At 38.0% G+C, this 16,624-nt stretch carries 17 protein-coding genes; 11 read left to right on the forward strand and 6 right to left on the reverse strand.

Annotated features, from left to right (window positions below):
- Nucleotides 1-43: 43 nt before the first annotated feature.
- Both H0486_RS07990 and H0486_RS07995 read left to right on the forward strand, forming a co-directional pair.
- A complete protein-coding gene (locus H0486_RS07990) occupies nucleotides 44-457 on the forward strand; it encodes a response regulator (RefSeq protein ID WP_228352495.1) in 414 nt (137 codons plus the stop codon).
- Nucleotides 458-658: 201 nt separating this feature from the next.
- Entirely contained in the window at nucleotides 659-1,408 is a 750-nt protein-coding gene (locus H0486_RS07995) for a PHP domain-containing protein (protein ID WP_228352496.1), read from the forward strand.
- Between the two features lie 356 nt (nucleotides 1,409-1,764).
- Here the strand turns inward: H0486_RS07995 and tnpC (H0486_RS08000) are convergent, their stop codons facing one another.
- The 6 genes from tnpC (H0486_RS08000) to H0486_RS08025 form a co-directional block, all read right to left on the reverse strand.
- Nucleotides 1,765-3,303 (reverse strand): IS66 family transposase, encoded by a 1,539-nt coding sequence (gene tnpC / locus H0486_RS08000; protein ID WP_228351324.1) that lies wholly within the window; start codon nucleotides 3,301-3,303, stop codon nucleotides 1,765-1,767.
- Between the two features lie 102 nt (nucleotides 3,304-3,405).
- Nucleotides 3,406-3,762 (reverse strand): IS66 family insertion sequence element accessory protein TnpB, encoded by a 357-nt coding sequence (gene tnpB, locus H0486_RS08005; protein ID WP_228351323.1) that lies wholly within the window; start codon nucleotides 3,760-3,762, stop codon nucleotides 3,406-3,408.
- Entirely contained in the window at nucleotides 3,756-4,115 is a 360-nt protein-coding gene (gene tnpA, locus H0486_RS08010; protein WP_228351322.1) for an IS66 family insertion sequence element accessory protein TnpA, read from the reverse strand. The genes tnpB (H0486_RS08005) and tnpA (H0486_RS08010) overlap by 7 nt, the downstream gene beginning before the upstream one ends.
- Nucleotides 4,116-4,800: 685 nt before the next feature.
- The gene (tnpC, locus tag H0486_RS08015) at nucleotides 4,801-6,438 is read right to left on the reverse strand and encodes an IS66 family transposase (RefSeq protein ID WP_228352497.1); all 1,638 of its coding nucleotides are present in this window, start codon (nucleotides 6,436-6,438) and stop codon (nucleotides 4,801-4,803) included.
- Between the two features lie 282 nt (nucleotides 6,439-6,720).
- A complete protein-coding gene (gene tnpB, locus H0486_RS08020) occupies nucleotides 6,721-7,077 on the reverse strand; it encodes an IS66 family insertion sequence element accessory protein TnpB (RefSeq protein ID WP_228352498.1) in 357 nt (118 codons plus the stop codon).
- Nucleotides 7,070-7,462 carry an IS66 family insertion sequence element accessory protein TnpB gene (locus tag H0486_RS08025; protein ID WP_228352499.1) on the reverse strand — a complete coding sequence of 131 codons (393 nt, stop codon included), beginning with the start codon at nucleotides 7,460-7,462 and terminating at the stop codon, nucleotides 7,070-7,072. Before H0486_RS08025 ends, tnpB (H0486_RS08020) begins: the two co-directional genes overlap by 8 nt.
- A 255-nt stretch (nucleotides 7,463-7,717) precedes the next feature.
- Between H0486_RS08025 and tnpA (H0486_RS08030) the strand changes: the two genes are divergently transcribed.
- The 9 genes from tnpA (H0486_RS08030) (at nucleotide 7,718) to H0486_RS08075 (ending at nucleotide 16,430) form a co-directional block, all read left to right on the forward strand.
- A complete protein-coding gene (tnpA, locus tag H0486_RS08030) occupies nucleotides 7,718-8,041 on the forward strand; it encodes an IS66 family insertion sequence element accessory protein TnpA (RefSeq protein WP_228352500.1) in 324 nt (107 codons plus the stop codon).
- The gene (gene tnpB / locus H0486_RS08035) at nucleotides 8,035-8,409 is read left to right on the forward strand and encodes an IS66 family insertion sequence element accessory protein TnpB (protein ID WP_228352501.1); all 375 of its coding nucleotides are present in this window, start codon (nucleotides 8,035-8,037) and stop codon (nucleotides 8,407-8,409) included. Before tnpA (H0486_RS08030) ends, tnpB (H0486_RS08035) begins: the two co-directional genes overlap by 7 nt.
- Nucleotides 8,410-8,544: 135 nt before the next feature.
- Complete coding sequence (gene tnpC, locus H0486_RS08040; protein ID WP_228352502.1) at nucleotides 8,545-10,167, forward strand: IS66 family transposase; 1,623 nt, start codon at nucleotides 8,545-8,547, stop codon at nucleotides 10,165-10,167.
- Between the two features lie 366 nt (nucleotides 10,168-10,533).
- Complete coding sequence (locus H0486_RS08045; RefSeq protein ID WP_228352503.1) at nucleotides 10,534-10,686, forward strand: LysM peptidoglycan-binding domain-containing protein; 153 nt, start codon at nucleotides 10,534-10,536, stop codon at nucleotides 10,684-10,686.
- A gap of 735 nt (nucleotides 10,687-11,421) precedes the next feature.
- Entirely contained in the window at nucleotides 11,422-12,249 is an 828-nt protein-coding gene (locus tag H0486_RS08050) for a TrmH family RNA methyltransferase (protein WP_228352504.1), read from the forward strand.
- A gap of 99 nt (nucleotides 12,250-12,348) precedes the next feature.
- On the forward strand, nucleotides 12,349-14,178 hold the full coding sequence (locus H0486_RS18555) for a PAS domain S-box protein (protein ID WP_330594460.1): 1,830 nt from the start codon (nucleotides 12,349-12,351) through the stop codon (nucleotides 14,176-14,178).
- Between the two features lie 304 nt (nucleotides 14,179-14,482).
- On the forward strand, nucleotides 14,483-15,082 hold the full coding sequence (locus H0486_RS08065; RefSeq protein WP_228352505.1) for a nitroreductase family protein: 600 nt from the start codon (nucleotides 14,483-14,485) through the stop codon (nucleotides 15,080-15,082).
- 160 nt (nucleotides 15,083-15,242) lie between these two features.
- Nucleotides 15,243-16,007 carry a DODA-type extradiol aromatic ring-opening family dioxygenase gene (locus tag H0486_RS08070; protein WP_228352506.1) on the forward strand — a complete coding sequence of 255 codons (765 nt, stop codon included), beginning with the start codon at nucleotides 15,243-15,245 and terminating at the stop codon, nucleotides 16,005-16,007.
- Between the two features lie 114 nt (nucleotides 16,008-16,121).
- On the forward strand, nucleotides 16,122-16,430 hold the full coding sequence (locus tag H0486_RS08075) for a winged helix-turn-helix transcriptional regulator (RefSeq protein ID WP_228352507.1): 309 nt from the start codon (nucleotides 16,122-16,124) through the stop codon (nucleotides 16,428-16,430).
- Nucleotides 16,431-16,624: the final 194 nt, after the last annotated feature.

A 16,624-nucleotide genomic window follows, 5' to 3' on the forward strand; every position in this document is an offset into this window, starting at 1 on the left:
AGAGGAAGAACTTAATCTAGCTAATTGAATTGGAGGGGGTATTATGAAGATAAAAAAGGTAATCAATATCGAGGATACAATTCTCAAACATATAGCTATAAAAAAAGAACTTGAGTCTGAAGGAATTCGACAGGTTGCCCTTGCGGATAATGCAGAAAAAGGAATAGAGGAAATCGAGCGCGCGGAAGCCGCTGGTGAACCATATGATCTGTTGATTTGTGATATGCATTATAACTTTTTTGGTAAGGATGATCCGGAGGCAGGAGAGAAGACTTTAAAGCTTCTGCAAGAAAAGGGAATAAAGATTCCAGTGATTTTCTGTTCTTCGCAGAACTGGCAGATATCTGGGTCCGTTGGAACAGTATTTTACAACGAAAGCCGTTACTGGGAGCAGGACATGCGAGAGATGATAAAGAAGGCAGAAGCATTGATTTGGAAAAAGTCATGTGAAGAGTGAAAAAATTCACAGACTGTTCCTCTCAAAGTATGTGATGCGTAATCCTCAGCACGTACTTTACATGCGCAAGAATCGTGCGCAGAAATGGAGAAAATATGACCTTATATATATCAATGAACTGCATTTCGGTCATAGCAACTGCATAAGCTTTGATTATTGGTCCTTCGCTGATTGTGATAGTAATTAAAGGAGGCGCTTTAAATGCAACACGAGAAAGAGTCATCTATTACCACGGGTACGAGGGAATTCTTTCATGTACATACCTCAAGATGTAAACATGCAAGTAGTGATACGGATGATGATTATACAGAAGCGGCTTTGAAGCTGGGAGCCTCAAAAATTGTATTTACAGATCATTGCCCATTTCCGGAGAATCCGTTTACAAACAGAATGGACATGGAGCAATTACCGGAATATATCCATTCATTAAAACTTCTTAAAACGAAATATGAGAAGTTTATTGATGTACAGATAGGTCTGGAAACTGAATTCCTACCAAGTTTTCGGACCTATTACGAAAAACTAGTAGAAATGGGTGGGTTAGATTTACTTATTCTTGGACAGCATTTTTATGAAGTGGAGCCTGATGTGTATAGTTTTTCAATGGAAGATAAGCACAACGAGTATATTGGATTGGCTAAAGCGACTCTTCAAGGAATAAAATCTGGTTATTTTTCAGTGGTAGCACATTCTGACCGGATTTTTCGAAGAAAAACCGGATGGGACGAAACTATGGCTGGAATTTCAAAAGAGATCATTGATGAGGCAAAAAAGGTTGGTATTCCACTAGAGATAAATGCATCTTCTATTAGGAGAAGGCTGTACAAACAGGAGTTTTGGGACTTAGTACCTCCTGAAGTTAAAATCATCAAAGGTATAGATGCGCATTCTGTTGCAGAACTAAATGAAGGGTTTACCAAATGTCATTATTGCACGAGCTTTAGAAAATAAATATATAAAGACATCTGATTTGAGTGAAAAGCAATTGCTATAATTGAGAGAATCATGCAAGAACCTGAAGTGCTAAGAAATGATTAATACTATAATCGGGCATAGTGAAGACAATCTATTTAAATCTATACATCAATTTGATTTATAAGAACCAGATTGACATCTCTTCATCTATGGCATATTATAATAGTAACAGGACTCCCCACACCTCTCACGCAAATGATGTGTCCCATGGGGAGACATTTTTTATACGGAAAAGAGTGAAATTAATCTTGAAAGAACCGTAAGCGGTTAACAACAGGGTGCCTTGTAAATAAGAAAGAGACCGACTATGATAATTAGTCAGTCTCAAATAATCACTTACCACACTCTGCTTGTACTGCCTCTGACCAAGGCATCAAAAATTTCAGATCTTCTGGGTGATTATGATAATCCGTATCAGGCATATACAATAATAAGTATTCTAGATATGTATATACATTAAGTCCGTTTGCTTTTGCTGTTTCGACTATGCTATATACTGCAGCACTTGCTTCAGCTCCTTTCGGTGTATCTGAAAATAGCCAGTTTTTACGGCCAATACAGAATGGACGTATGCTGTTTTCTGCTGTATTGTTTGAAATGGAGCATCTTCCATCAAGAAGATAATTCTCCATATATGGCTTCTGATTCTTTGCATACGTTACAGCTTTACCTAGAGCAGAGCCATTTAATACCGTAAGGTTTTCAAGCCAGCACCAAAAGGCATCAAGGACTGGGCGTTCCAGTTCAAGACGCTTAGTATATCTAACTTCAGGGGACAGTTCCTTAAGACTTTCCTCTATAAGGAAGAGCTTATTGCAGTAGTCCCTTCCGATTTCTGCATTGGTAGGTGGGGCATTCTTTGCCTTCTTTCCAGGAATAGCCTCTATGAACTTCCTTCGAAGGTGAGCCCAACAACCGCACCGGATAACTTCAAGCTTGTTATATCCACCGTATCCATCGGTATGAAGATATCCTCTGAACCCCTTTAGGTATTCGACTGGATTATCACCGTTTCTTGTTGGTCTGTAATCATACAAGATGATGGGAGCTTTCCCGTCATTACCAGAGCGATAAAGCCACATGTAGGACTTCGTCTGAGGTTTTTTACCATCCTCCTTCAGTACTTGGATAGGTGTTTCATCGCAATGAATGATATCCCTTTCTAGTAGCTTCTTCCTTAAGTACTGGATTACAGGATAGAAATAATCTTGGGAGCAACGTATAATCCAGTTAGCCATAGTGCTACGTTTTAAGGCAATACCGAGATTCTCCCAGTCCTTTTCCTGGCGATAAAGTGGCATGCTATTCACGTATTTCTGATACATTACGTTGGCTACAGAACTTGGTGATGCAAGTGAATGGTTCATTAAAGATGTCGGTGTAGGTGCCTTTTCTATATAGGGTTTGTCGGTATGTTTACACTTAGGACATTCATAAGCCATTCGGACATAACGAACAATACGTAGTTTAGCAGGTATGTACTCCAGCTCCTCACGAACCGTTTCCTTACCGATTGGTTTTAGATTATTCCCACACTGAATACAGTACTGATCCTCTATAGGAATCTCACACAGGATTTCACGGACAGGAAGATCTTTTATAATTTCTACTCTCTTTGTCTTTGTATGAGTCCGGGTGTAACCCTTTACTTCTTTGGTTATAGGTTCTGGATCAGGAGAATCAGAATAAGCTTCTGCCTCATTGAACAAATGTAGTTGTCCTTCAATATCATCCTTAGGAGTTTTTTCACTGGATGAACCGAACTTTTCCTTCCGAAGTATTAGTATCATCTCCGTAAGATTATCTACTTGTAGTTGTAACTTTTTTATTGTATTTTCGAGCTGTTCAATGTAAGCATCTTTATTATTCATCAGTGGTTTTTCTCCTACCATATATTCTAAACTTGATAGGTTTATTATACCATAAAAACAGCTAAAAGGCTAGTAAAATCAATACTTTCAGTCACTTTCCACTTAACAAAAAGCACCCTGTTTGACAGTCTTAATAGCCTTTGGTTGGTCGATAGAAAGTCCCTCCATTAACCAGCGAAATTCCTGCCAGGTAAGGAGTTTTACCTCATCTTGACTACGAGGCCATTTGAAATTTCCGCTCTCTAATCTTTTATAAAGAAGAACAAATCCATCTCCTTCCCAAAGGAGTGCCTTGAGCCTATCCCGGCGTTTACCGCAGAAAAGAAAGAGACTCTTTGAAAAAGGATCTAGATGGAACTGTTCTTGTACCACTGCAGCTAGTCCATCAATTGATTTACGCATATCTGTGTAGCCACAGGCAATGTAGATGTTCTTAGCTACAGTAATATCGCCTAGCATATATTTTTCAGTGCTAGAAGCACTGCTTCAATAGTCTGCCCGCTTGCTCCATTATGTACTTCAAGTGTAGCAGATGGAAGATGGATAATGACTGATGCCATAAGATTGGTTTGCTGTGCTTCTATTTCAAACTTGGCAAACTCAACTTGTGAATCTTGCTTAGGTATTGCGGGTAGAATAGCTTCACATGCTTTTTTACGTATCTTACGAAGCCAATAGTAATAAGCGTGACGGCTGATATGATTTTTCTGGCACCAGTCGTCAACCTTAAGCCCACTGTTTTGACAGTCCTCAATTAGTTTTTCCCATTGTTCTTGACGGAACTTTGTTTTTACATAGGTAACTTCATCCATGTTTCACAACTCCTTTCTAAAGTTTTTCAAGTTGAAAAACTTGAAAAACTTTAACTCAATATTTAGAGTTATTATCACATGGATCTCTAAAATAGAATAGGCACTCTATTGTCGAGCGCTTACAAAGAACCGAAGATTTTTGAGGAACACCTTACAATGATTAAGGGTAAAGGGTTTATTATTCCTGAAGGAAGAGAAATCCTGATAAAAAACGAAAGAAGTACATAAGATTGGCTACTTCCTCGACACGTCTACGCAAACTGATAGAAAAGTTGCGTATGAAAATCGGATTGGTATCATTAAAAAAGGAAATCTTACGCAAATTATTTGCGTAAGGAAAATAGATTATATCTCATAAAGATTCGAAAAGTCACTATTTATGCTTATCATAGAAGTTCCAGTTTCAAAACTTCGCAAAACAAATGGGAAATTAGACGATACCTAGAATGCTACTTCTTTGAGAAGGTAGCAAAACAGATGGGAAATTAGATGATACCTAGAATCAAAGAGTATTATTATGTGATTAGTAAAAGGACCGTCCAGGTTTATAAGACTTGGATGGTCTTATTTTTAGTCAGTTTATATTGTATAATAACTTTATTGGTGGTAAGATTTTGATAACAAAGTAAGCGGTAGATAATGGTAAGCGTCAAATCATACGCCCTTAGTAAATTTTAAGCGCCGCTTATTGGCGGCGCTTGCTGTAACAATTAGCTGGGAGTGTTTTTGACCACGGCATGAGTGGCTCCAGCTTTGATTGTCCTATGTTTCCATCTTTATCAATGATTTTGGGCAGTTCTGTGAGAAGATAGCTGATATAGTAATACACGTTGAGATTGTTTGCCCTGGCTGTTTCGGTAATACTATAGATTATTGCACTGGCCTGGGCACCCCTTACTGTATTTATCGTCATCCAGTTCTTACGCCCTATGGTGAAATTTCGAAGAGCACGTTCACTGGCAGAGTTATCTATGGGAACTTCTCCATCGGTTAAAAATACTTTTAGGTATTCTTCCTGGTTTACACTGTATTGCAGTCCGGAAGCTGTTTTTCCTTTCGGAGGAACCACCTTGTTCGATAGGCACTCCTTAACCCACGCAAAGTATTCCTCCACCAATGGCTTGACTGAGGTCTGGCGTTCCATTAAGCGTTCTTGCGGTGACAGCTCCTTCAGGCTGTTCTCCAGATCATAGATTGCACCGATCCTGACCAGTGCCTGATACGCTATCGATTGCCGTATCAGTTTCTCATTACCCTTACCGATGGCCTTTATCGCATCCGCATAATCCCTGCGGGCATGGGCAAAACAGTTGGCGTTTGTAAGCCCATCCAGTTCACGTGCAGTCTTGTGATACTGTTCAAGACCGTCTGTCACCAGGATCCCTTGGAAGTCTTTATAGTACTCCTTGGGATGGTCACTGTGACGCGTCTTTTGATACTCATACACAACGATCTTTGGAACCGGACTTAACTCTCCTGTGAGATGAACCCACATGTAACTTTTACTACCGGCAGGTCGACCATCATGAATTACTTCAACCGTAGTCTCATCACTCTGATTCACATGTGCCTTTAAAGAAGTTGATTTCATAAATTCATAAACGGGCACGAAGTATTTTTCAGCTGCGCTAACTGTCCAGTTGGACATGGTCTGTTTTGACAGATGCAATCCGTTTGTCTGGAAATCGCGTGCAATCCGATCCAGTGGATTGCCATTTACATATTTAGCGTTGATGATTGCTGCCTCCAAAGAAGGTGTTGCAATACTCCCCCGAAATAAAGTATTCGGATGATCTCCGCGAAGAAACTCATCCTGATGCATCCCATCGGTTCCGACATATACTTTGATCACATGCTTTTCTGCAATCCACCTGGCAGGCTCGAAACGTAATTGCCAGAACACTTCATCCGGCATGCTTTTCCAGTTGCCTTCACCAAAGGTATCACGGAGCTTTTTCTCTGTGACATCATGAGGGATTTCCTCCTGAGGGAAGTCCTTTAAGTCTTCTTCACGTTGTCCTTTTTGCTTGCTTTTACGAGGTTTCTTTTCCACTTCAATAATTGCTTCTTCAATTGTCGGCTCCGGGATGCTTTCATCGCAGCAAGCCTCAGCCTCATTGAAGAAGGATATCTGTCCCGTAATCGCTTCAAGCTTCTCAGACTGACGACCAAAGCGTTGCTGATTAGCAAGACGAACCTGCTCCATAAGGTTCTCATAATCCTGTTCCAGCTTATCCAAACGTTCCTGCATCTGGTAGATGATATCGTTTTTCAATCCTGGATCCATTGTATTCAGTTCATCAGGAGTAAATTTTTTGCACATGTTTTTCGCCTTTCTGTATTGTAACCATTATAACAGAAATGCTTATAAATAGCCAGTTTTGTGACTTTTAGGACTCGCAATGTTCCGTCATTTTGCCACCATGTCTGACCTTGTTAATCCCTCTTTAAAGCACTGGAAATATAGAGTTTTCAAGGTTCAAAAAGCTTATAAAAGGCCTATATGTAGACTTTGAGTGGCTTCTGAATCCACTAAGAAACCGATCAGTCCGGAAGAAGCCGGTGCCTGAAAAAAAGGAAATATTTTCTCCGTTTTGTACAAACATCAGTTGATTTTTGTCGGAGTTACTTCTTTTATCTTCGGATCCAGAGGATTCAAACCGAGCATCAGATAGTTATACTGTTCTTCTGTAAGCTCAGCAGCTTCTTCCGTTGTACGGGGCCAGGATAGAGTACCATCTTCAAATCTTTTATACAAAAGTAAGAAGCCATCGCCCATCCAAAGTAATCCTTTTATACGATCGGATTTCCTACCACAAAAGAGAAATAAAGTTCCTTTTTCAAATGGGTTTTGATTATATTTACCGCCGATGATCATCGAGAGTCCGTCGATACTTTTCCTCAAATCAACGGTCCCACAGGCAAGTACCACACGGCGTATTCCGGCAGCATCCTCAAGCATGTGACACCTCACGAAGAATTATTGACAGCAGATCACCGGTGATATCATTCGATAGTGCAATAGTCATTGTTGCAGTTTTGATCACAGCGGCTGGTCTGATGGTTTCAGGGATAGTATCTGAAACTGATTTTTTTGTCTCAGGTATACGGATTTCGGCAAAGGAAACACCTGATGTTCCCTGTGAGATAGGTAACAGAGAAGAGTGATCCACTTGCTTGAAAGTCTCAGTACGTAACTTACGCTGCCAATAATAATAATACGATTTCTCACTAACTTGATTCTCTGTCATCCACTGCTTAGCACTCATCCCTGCCGGTCTGTTATGGCACTGGAGTATGATGTCTCTCCATCTTGAATTGCGTACGGTGTGAGCTATTTGATCCATGTTAGATGGCCTCCTTTAAAAAACTAATAGTTTTTTGCATTTATTAAAGTATGCCATAAAAAATATATTTAGCCTAGGCGAGCGATTTGACGCTTACGTTATAATGGTAGTAGATAAATAATCCTTCATATTTTTTGAGAACGGATTATTGAACAGTGTAAATGGTAAATTATGTAAGTGATTCAAAACATGGCGTCGTGAATTATTAAGCTGATTATGATAAACTTTCTGAAAAACAAATTCAGGAGGTTGGTTATGTTCAATCAGGAAAGTTATAGACTATGGAAACAGAGAATACAGGAACAAAAAATCAGCGGGGTGACAATACCGGAATGGTGCGAGAAAAATCAGTTATCTCCTCATGCATACTATTACTGGAGAAAGATCATTCGTACACATAAGGAAGACCCGACCGTTTCTCAATCGACATCATTTGCTGAAATTAATCAAACTGAGAAGATCTCCGTTTCATCGTGTGGAGTGTCGCTAACCTGGAAAGACGTCAGTATCCAGATTTCATCGAAGCAAGAAGCCCTCTTAGCAGCAGAGGTAATTCGAGCGCTGCAATCCTCATGTTGAGCTCTTTCATTTCAGGGGCGGAACATATTTATCTTGCATGTGGGGCGACTGATTTTCGAAAACAGGCTGAATCACTGGTAGCAATGGTTACCATGAAATTCAAGCTCGATCCGTATTCCCCTGTATGTGTATTCCTTTTCTGCAATAAAAATAAAACTGCGATTAAAGTACTCCGCTACGATAAGAACGGATTTATTCTAGCTAGCAAAAAACTTCTGGAAGGGATGAAATTTCAATGGCCAAAAACCGAAGAAGAGGTAAAGGATATTTCATTCCGTCAGGTTGAATGGCTGTTGGAAGGGCTTTCGATTGAGCAGCAAAAAGCTCACCGAGATATTATGTTAGAACTGAAAAACACCTGCTACTGACACCGTCAAAACCACGAAAAAAAGCCCGCAAATGCCGATGAATTCAGCATTTTACGGGCTTTTATAAACTGGAAAAATAACTCGAAAAATGGTATAATAGTTAGAGATAAACCTGATAAGAAAGTCGGTGAGGGAATGACGAAACAGGAAGAACTGCTTATGCTGAGAGCCTTGGTTGCAAAGCAAAAAGAAGAATTGGAACAGAAGGACAAAACGATTGAAAAACAGAATATCCGTATTGAAAACATGATCCAAGCGCTGCTTCATGCAAGACAAAAGCTGTTCGGAAAATCAACCGAAGTTACCGAGCATATCCCCGGACAGATGAATTTATTCTCTACCACGCAGGATTTGGCAAAAGAACTTTTTCATGAGCAGAAAAAGATAACGGTACCGGCACATCAACGGAAGACAAGACAACCTGGAGTCCGCGCTGAGATGCTTGCCTCGCTTCCCAAGGATATCGATGAATATATCATCAATCCAGAAGAGGTATGTTCCACTTGTGGCGGTAAGTTGAAAGTAATCGGAAAAAGGCTGATCCGCACAGAGGTAGAGTTTATCCCTGCAAGACTTAAGGTGGTACAGATCGTACAACAAATCGCCAAGTGTACCGAATGCGGTACCGGGAAAAATGATAATCCCAAGGATCATTTTCAAAAAGCAGCAATTCCTAGCTCTGTATTACCTCATTCCATTGCAACCGCTTCTCTTGTAGCTCAGGTCATGTATCAGAAATTCATGATGGGGATACCATTGAGTCGCCAAGAAAAGGAATGGTACCGACTTGGATTGGTACTCCCGCGAAATAACATGGCGCACTGGGTAATCCGATGCAGCGAGGAATGGTTAACTCCTATCTATAATAGGATACATTCTGAATTAATGAAATGTGACTGCCTGCATATGGATGAAACCAGAATCCAGTGCAACAAGGAGGAAGGAAGAAAAGCCAGCACAGATTCCTTCATGTGGGTTATCCGGAGTGGTGCATCGGAGGGTATCACGGCTTCCTACTTTCATTATTCGCCATCCCGAAGCGGTAAGGTTGCTCAGAACTTACTGACAGAATTTAAAGGCTATCTGACCACCGATGCATATATAGCTTATGAAAAGGTAGATAATATCAAAAGAAACCTTTGTTGGGCTCATGTTCGTAGGTATATGATAGAGAGCATTCCTTTGGATAGCCGTGGAAAGGAGATCCCCGGATCGAAGGGTGCTGAAGGTCGAGATCTCATCGATCTTCTATTCAAACTAGAAGATGAAATGAAGGATCTTTCGCCTGAAATTAGAAAAGAGAAGCGTCAAGTGGCATCGCGTGCCATTCTTGATGCCTTTTGGTCATGGGTTGAAAATACATCAGCTCTTACTACAACGAATGAGAAGCTGACTAAGGCACTTGCCTATGCAGCCAACCACAAAAATTACCTTGAAACGTTCTTAGAGGATGGACGGCTACCGATTTCGAATAATCTCTGCGAGGCTAATATCAAACCTTATGCGACGGCTCGAAGAGCCTGGCTGTTTGCTGACACTCCAAAGGGTGCAACTGCAAATGCAGTTTTATATACTATCGTTGAATCCGCTAAGGCAAATGATCTGGATGTATATGAATACATTCATCATCTGCTCCGTATAATGCCGGACATAGATTTTAATAATCATCCAGAAATGATTGATGCATACCTACCATGGTCAAAAGATTTGCCCCAAGAGTGCAGGTTGAATAAGAGAATACATAAAGAATTCCGCTAGTGCTAATTGTAGCATACCGGAATTCTTTTTTACATACGCCATGTTTTGCATCACTTACGTAAATTATACTTATAATTATGCTTTTGAAGATTGTAACTCATTAGAAGTTCTCCAACTACCCAAGAAATTAAAGGAACTTGGTAGTTTAGGTTTAAAATCTAAAGTCCTTTAAAATTAAAGACATTAGAAATTCCGGCTTCAGTAGAAGTAATTAGTAAAGAAACTTTGGACTCTTATTCTTATGACACTTATATGCTTTTAATTCATGGGAATTCCCCAGTATACAAATACATCAAAGAGAATAATTTAAAGGATGTAAGGTATTAGGTAATAGGTAAGGACGGTAATATAAAGGAAGAAACCTATATGGTGGTAATAGTAAAAAAAGGCGATACCCTATGGAAAATTTCCCGTAAGTATCTTGGCAAGGGGACTCGCTTTAAGGAGATTATGAAGTTGAATAATCTAAAGAAGATTACGATCCATGTAGGTCAGAAACTTAAGGTGCCAGTGAAATAAAATAGCATACACTTTTTGGGTAAAGATTTTGACCATTTCAAAGTCTATGTAATGCAAAGAACAGATATAAAATTCTAATAGGTACTTATGGGCAAGGCCGTTTTACGATGGTTCTTGCCCATGCTTGTATATAGCATATCGAAGATCTTCCAAACTTCAGTATACGAGTTTTTCCTACTACCTGTTCCAATCAAAGCCTTTAACGTAGATACTATTACTACGCAAACTGATAAAAAGTTGCGTATGAAAACTTAATAATTATCATTTAAAAAGAAAATCTTACGCAAAAAATTTGCGTAAGGAAAATAGAATAAATACCGTTAAATATTCAAAAAGTCATTGTTTATGCTTATCATAGAAGTTCAAACTTCAAAACTTCGCAAAGCAGATGGGAAATTAAGAAAAACTAAAGGCAACTTCATAAGGAATTGCTTGCAATTCCTTTGAGAAGACTAGCAAAACAAATGGGAAATTAGACGATACCTAGAATGCAATGAGCATAATTATACAATTAATACAAAGACCGTCAAGGTTTATAAGACTTGGACGGTCTTTATTTTTATCAATTTATATTGTATATTTACTCTGTAGGTGTTAAGATTTGGATAGCCAGACAGTCTAATATTGTGGTATTGTGGTTCACGCAACATCGGATATTAAGCTGAGTCTTAGGCAATTTGAGATAAGCACCAAATTTCAGAAGCTAGTAAAATGTTAATGTGAGGAAAACAAAATATGAAAACTCAAAGAATATATTCAAAAAACGCTATATATCAAAAGTTTGATGTACTACGTAGAAATAGAAATAAAAGATATAAGTATAATGAATTCTTTGTTGAAGGTGTCAGGAACATTAATCAGGCTATTGCTAATCAATGGCATATTTCTTCTTTCCTTTATACAAAAGAAAGACCACTATCTGATTGGGCAAACGAGACATTAAAAACTGTTCATACAGATATAAATTATGAATTAACCGCTGAACTTATGGTAGATTTAAGTGATAAATCGGATACATCTGAACTAATTGCAATTGTAAAGATGCGTGAGGATAACTTTCAGCAAATTAGTCTATCAAAGAATCCATTTCTTGTTTTGTTTGACAGACCATCTAATAAAGGAAATCTTGGAACTATAATTCGTTCCTGTGATGCATTCGGAGCAGATGGATTAATTATTACAGGACATGCTGTTGATTTATATGATCCTGATGTAATTGTTTCATCAATGGGGTCTTTTTTTAAAACACCTGTAATTAGAATTTCCGATAATACTAAATTGGAGAAATTTATTCAAGATATAAGGTTACAATATCATGACTTCAAAATAGTGGGAACGACCGCGCATAAGCAACATTCCATATATGATGTAGATCTAACTACACCTCTTATGCTAATGATAGGAAATGAAACAGAAGGATTATGCAGGGCATATAAAGAACAGTGTGATGTATTAGCAACGATACCGATGTCTGATAAATCTTCGGCATCATCATTAAATGTTGCATGTGCAGCAACAGTTATGTTCTATGAGACTATGCATCAGAGAAGTAAAACTATTTAACAGGGGATGATTAATGTGGGTTAGTAAACTTATAATTTTCTCTTAATATAATCCTAAAAGGCAGTTATCATATTTCGTTCGCTGAAAAAGAATGAAGACATGGGCGTATTTGTCTTTGACATGACTACACCTACTTCTTCTTTAGCTATGAACACACTGGAGGAACTTCAGTTAGAGGTTAGAATAAAGCGATATGATGGATGTTACAGATGGTGCTTACTGGTAGCCTCTCCATATTATAATCTTGACAGTAAATATGCAGGGTATATTGGTTCTATTTATGATATTCATGAGAAGAAAGAATTTGAAGAGAATTTATACCGTTATCGTCAAATAATTCATAATGCTACCGATATCATCTTTTTCTTGGATTTACAGGGCAAGATTCTGGAAGTAAATCAAAAGGCGATCGATACCTATGGTTATTCAAAGGAAGAGCTATACTTATTGGATGTAAAAAAGATACGTCACGACTGGTATTTTACGGATATCGAATATCAAAAGGCATGTGAAACAGGACTATTGTACGAATCGATTCATTATCGTAAGGATGGGAGCTGCTTTCCGGTTGAGGTAAGTGCTCAGGGCACAAAGATTGGCAATGAAAAGGTGGTTATATGCTTCGTAAGAGATATATCTGACCGAAAACAGGCAGAGAAACTAATCAGGGATAGTGAATTGAAGTATCGGACTTTATTTATGAATATGCGGAATGGATACGCATATTATAAGATTATTTATAAGAATAATAAGCCTGTTGAGCTTCGGTTTGAAGAGGTAAATGATAATTTTGCTGCTTTATTCGATATGAAGAAGGATGAGGTTATTGGTAAAAATCATTTATATGTTTTTCCTAATAGTACAGAGTTTTTAGAGCGTATATTAATCCATGATTATGACAGGCTGATGAATGGAGAAACCATATTTTTCGATGAGCATTATTCTGAAACATATAACAAGTGGATTTTATTATCGGTATATATGCCGGAACCTGGTTATTTGGTAACTGTTCTTATGGATGTTACCAGAATAAAGCAGACGGAAATTAGTTTAATAGCAGCCAAAAATGCCGCAGAAGCTGCAAATAAAGCAAAAAGTGAATTTCTCGCCAATATGAGTCATGAAATTAGGACACCAATTAATGGTATGGTAGGTATGGTGGATTTGACCCTTTTAACGAAACTCGATGAGGAACAGAGGGAGAATCTGATAACGGCTAAGGCATGTGCCAATCAATTATTAAATATCATTAATGATATTTTGGACTTTTCAAAAATGGAGGCAGGAAAACTTTCCATTGAAAACATCAACTTTAATATCAGAGAATTAATTGAAGACGTGATAAAAACTCATACAAAAAAGGTGGAAGAAAAGGGCCTTGATTTTAAGTATTCCTTTTCCTCCTCAATTCCGAAAATATTAGTTGGAGATCCTCAAAGAATTCGTCAGGTACTTAATAATCTAATCAGTAATGCAATTAAGTTTACACAAGACGGTGGGATCAGTGTTGATGTAAAGAAGCTTTTTGCGAAAGATAATGAAGTGACCATACAATTCTCCGTAATTAAATTTTTACAAAAGTATTTATCACAATACGGAGAGTGTGATATCGTCGTGGACGGCTTGGAAGCGCTGGATGCATATATGATATCATTGAAGGATGAAAAGCCTTACGATCTGATTTGTTTGGATATCATGATGCCAAAGGTAGATGGAGTTAAGGTTCTAAAAAATATCAGAGATATGGAGATACAGAAAAATATAGCTGCTGATAAAAGAGCAAAAATAATTATGACAACTGCTTTAGCGGAGACACAATTTGTACAACAGGCGTTTGAATACGGATGTAATGCCTATGCAGCTAAACCAATAGACATAGAAAAGCTGGAAGAGGTTCTTAAAAAGCTGGATTTAGTAAAAGACAAATAAACCATAGAACTATGATAAGGATAAGAAATTCGTTGATTAGCGGATGACTTATCCTTATTCATTGTATGGAGACATACTTTATATTTCTAATTTGTCATATTTATCTATTGACATTATGCTAGTAATGTTTTATAATCAACTTACATAAAGTAACGAAGTATTGATAAGTAACTATTACCCATGGCATATGAGCCATTTATATTTTGTAACTGTCGTATATTATATAATTGTAGTTGAGAATATATTATGGGTACGATAGATATCATATTTACTAAAAATATAATTAAATCTAGGAGGAATGAATATGAAAAAAGATTTTGCAAGAGCAATCGAGGATAGACGTACTTACTATGGATTAAGTAAGGAAGCAGTAGTTTCAAATGAGAGAATTAAAGAAATTGTAGAGCATGCAGTTAAACACACTCCATCCTCCTTTAACTCTCAAAGTGCCCGAGTGCTGGTTTTGTTAGAAAAGGAACACGATAAATTCTGGAATATTACGATGGAAGCATTGAGAAAGGTTGTACCGGCGGAGAGCTTCCAAGCAACGGAGGAAAAGATTAATTCCTTTGCAGGTGCGTATGGAACTGTATTATTTTATGAAGATCAGAATGTAGTAAAAGCTCTTCAAGATCAATTTGTGCTATATAAAGATAATTTCCCGGTTTGGTCACAGCAGTCAAGTGGTATGCTACAGCTTGTAATATGGGTGGCTCTTGAGAATGAAGGTTATGGCGCATCACTTCAGCATTATACTGAGCTTGTTGAAAAAGAGGTTGCGAAGGAATGGAATGTTCCTGATAACTGGAAATTAATTGCGCAAATGCCATTTGGAAAACCGATATCAGAACCAGGTAATAAGGATTATGCGCCATTAGAAGAAAGGGTTAAGATTTACAAATAAGTATGATGAAATAGGTAAATAACAAAAGCAGATTAATGGAATAAATGGGACAATTGTAGAGATTGTCCCACTTTCCTTTATATGTATATGTGAAGGAAAAGTGAAGTTATAACATAGCAATGATTTGATAATTAACTAGAAAAAGAAAGGGAGTGATAAAATGATTTCTTCTATATTTTTATGTCACGGTGGTCCGACCCTTGTAATAGAGAAAAATGAATATACGAAATTTCTGAATAACTTAGGAAAGAAATATAACCCTAAGGCAATCGTTGTATTTACAGCGCATTGGGAAGAAGAAACAACTACAATTTCATCAATAGATGGAACCTATGATATGATTTACGATTTTTATGGTTTCCCGAAGGAATTATATTCGATTCAATATCCAGCCAAAGGATCTACAGAAGTGGCTACTAAGGTACATACCATGCTTCGAAAGAATGGTATTGAAAGCAGGTTTGATGAAAGTAGAGGACTGGATCATGGCGCTTGGGATATTCTTTATTTAATGTACCCGAAGGCTGATATTCCGGTTGTTCAGGTGTCAGTTGATCCACGATTATCAATGGAGAAGCAATATGAAATAGGAAGGGCCATTAAGGAACTAGGAAGTGAGGATATATTAGTAATAGGAAGTGGTTCAACCGTTCATAATCTTGCAACAGTGGACTGGAATTCAGTCAAAGCAGAAGGATGGGCTGTTGAGTTTGACAACTGGCTTATCGATAAGGTAGAGAGAAATGATAAGGACGCTCTGTTTCGCTATAGACAGCTGGCACCACATGCAATACGAGCGGTGCCGCGCGAGGAGCATTTAGTTCCTTTATTCATCGCTATGGGAAGTGGTAATAATGATAAGCCCAATGCATTACACCATAGCTATGTATATGGAACATTAAGTTATATATGTATTGAATTCTGACAGATATCTTCGTATTCATATAAAATAGGTATATCAATATTATTAACTATGACTTAGTAAGCTACTTCCTTTCGCTAAGTGTGCATGATATAATAAACCGCAGGTGGTGAATCTATGGATAATTTTCATATGTGCCCGAAGTTTGAAAGTGCTTTTGAATTATTAGGTAAGAGATGGACTGGTTTAATTATCAGAACCTTATTAGGTGGACAAAAGCGTTTTTCAGATATTGCCGAAGCAATTCCTAATATGAGCGCTCGTATGCTCACGGAAAGATTTAAGGAGTTAGAAAAGGCGGGAATTGTTGTTCGTAAAGTATACCCGGAGGTTCCTGTTCGGATAGAGTATGAGCTCACAGAAAAGGGAGCGGATCTCCAGTACGCAATGAATGAAATTCAAAAATGGGCAGAGAAATGGAGCTAAATAAAGCAATCAAATTATAGTGATGTTTCATAACAATACAAGGGGATGTTTCATAATACATTTGCGAGGACAATTACTTACTTCACACTCAGACGGAAGGACATATTACTTATTTTATATGTCTCGGACGAACATAAATATTCGCCTGATTCATCCAAAATACAGCAATATGTTCTTCCGACAGTGCATTATGG

The organism is Variimorphobacter saccharofermentans, from assembly GCF_014174405.1.
Classification (GTDB): Bacteria; Bacillota; Clostridia; order Lachnospirales; family Lachnospiraceae; genus Mobilitalea; species Mobilitalea saccharofermentans.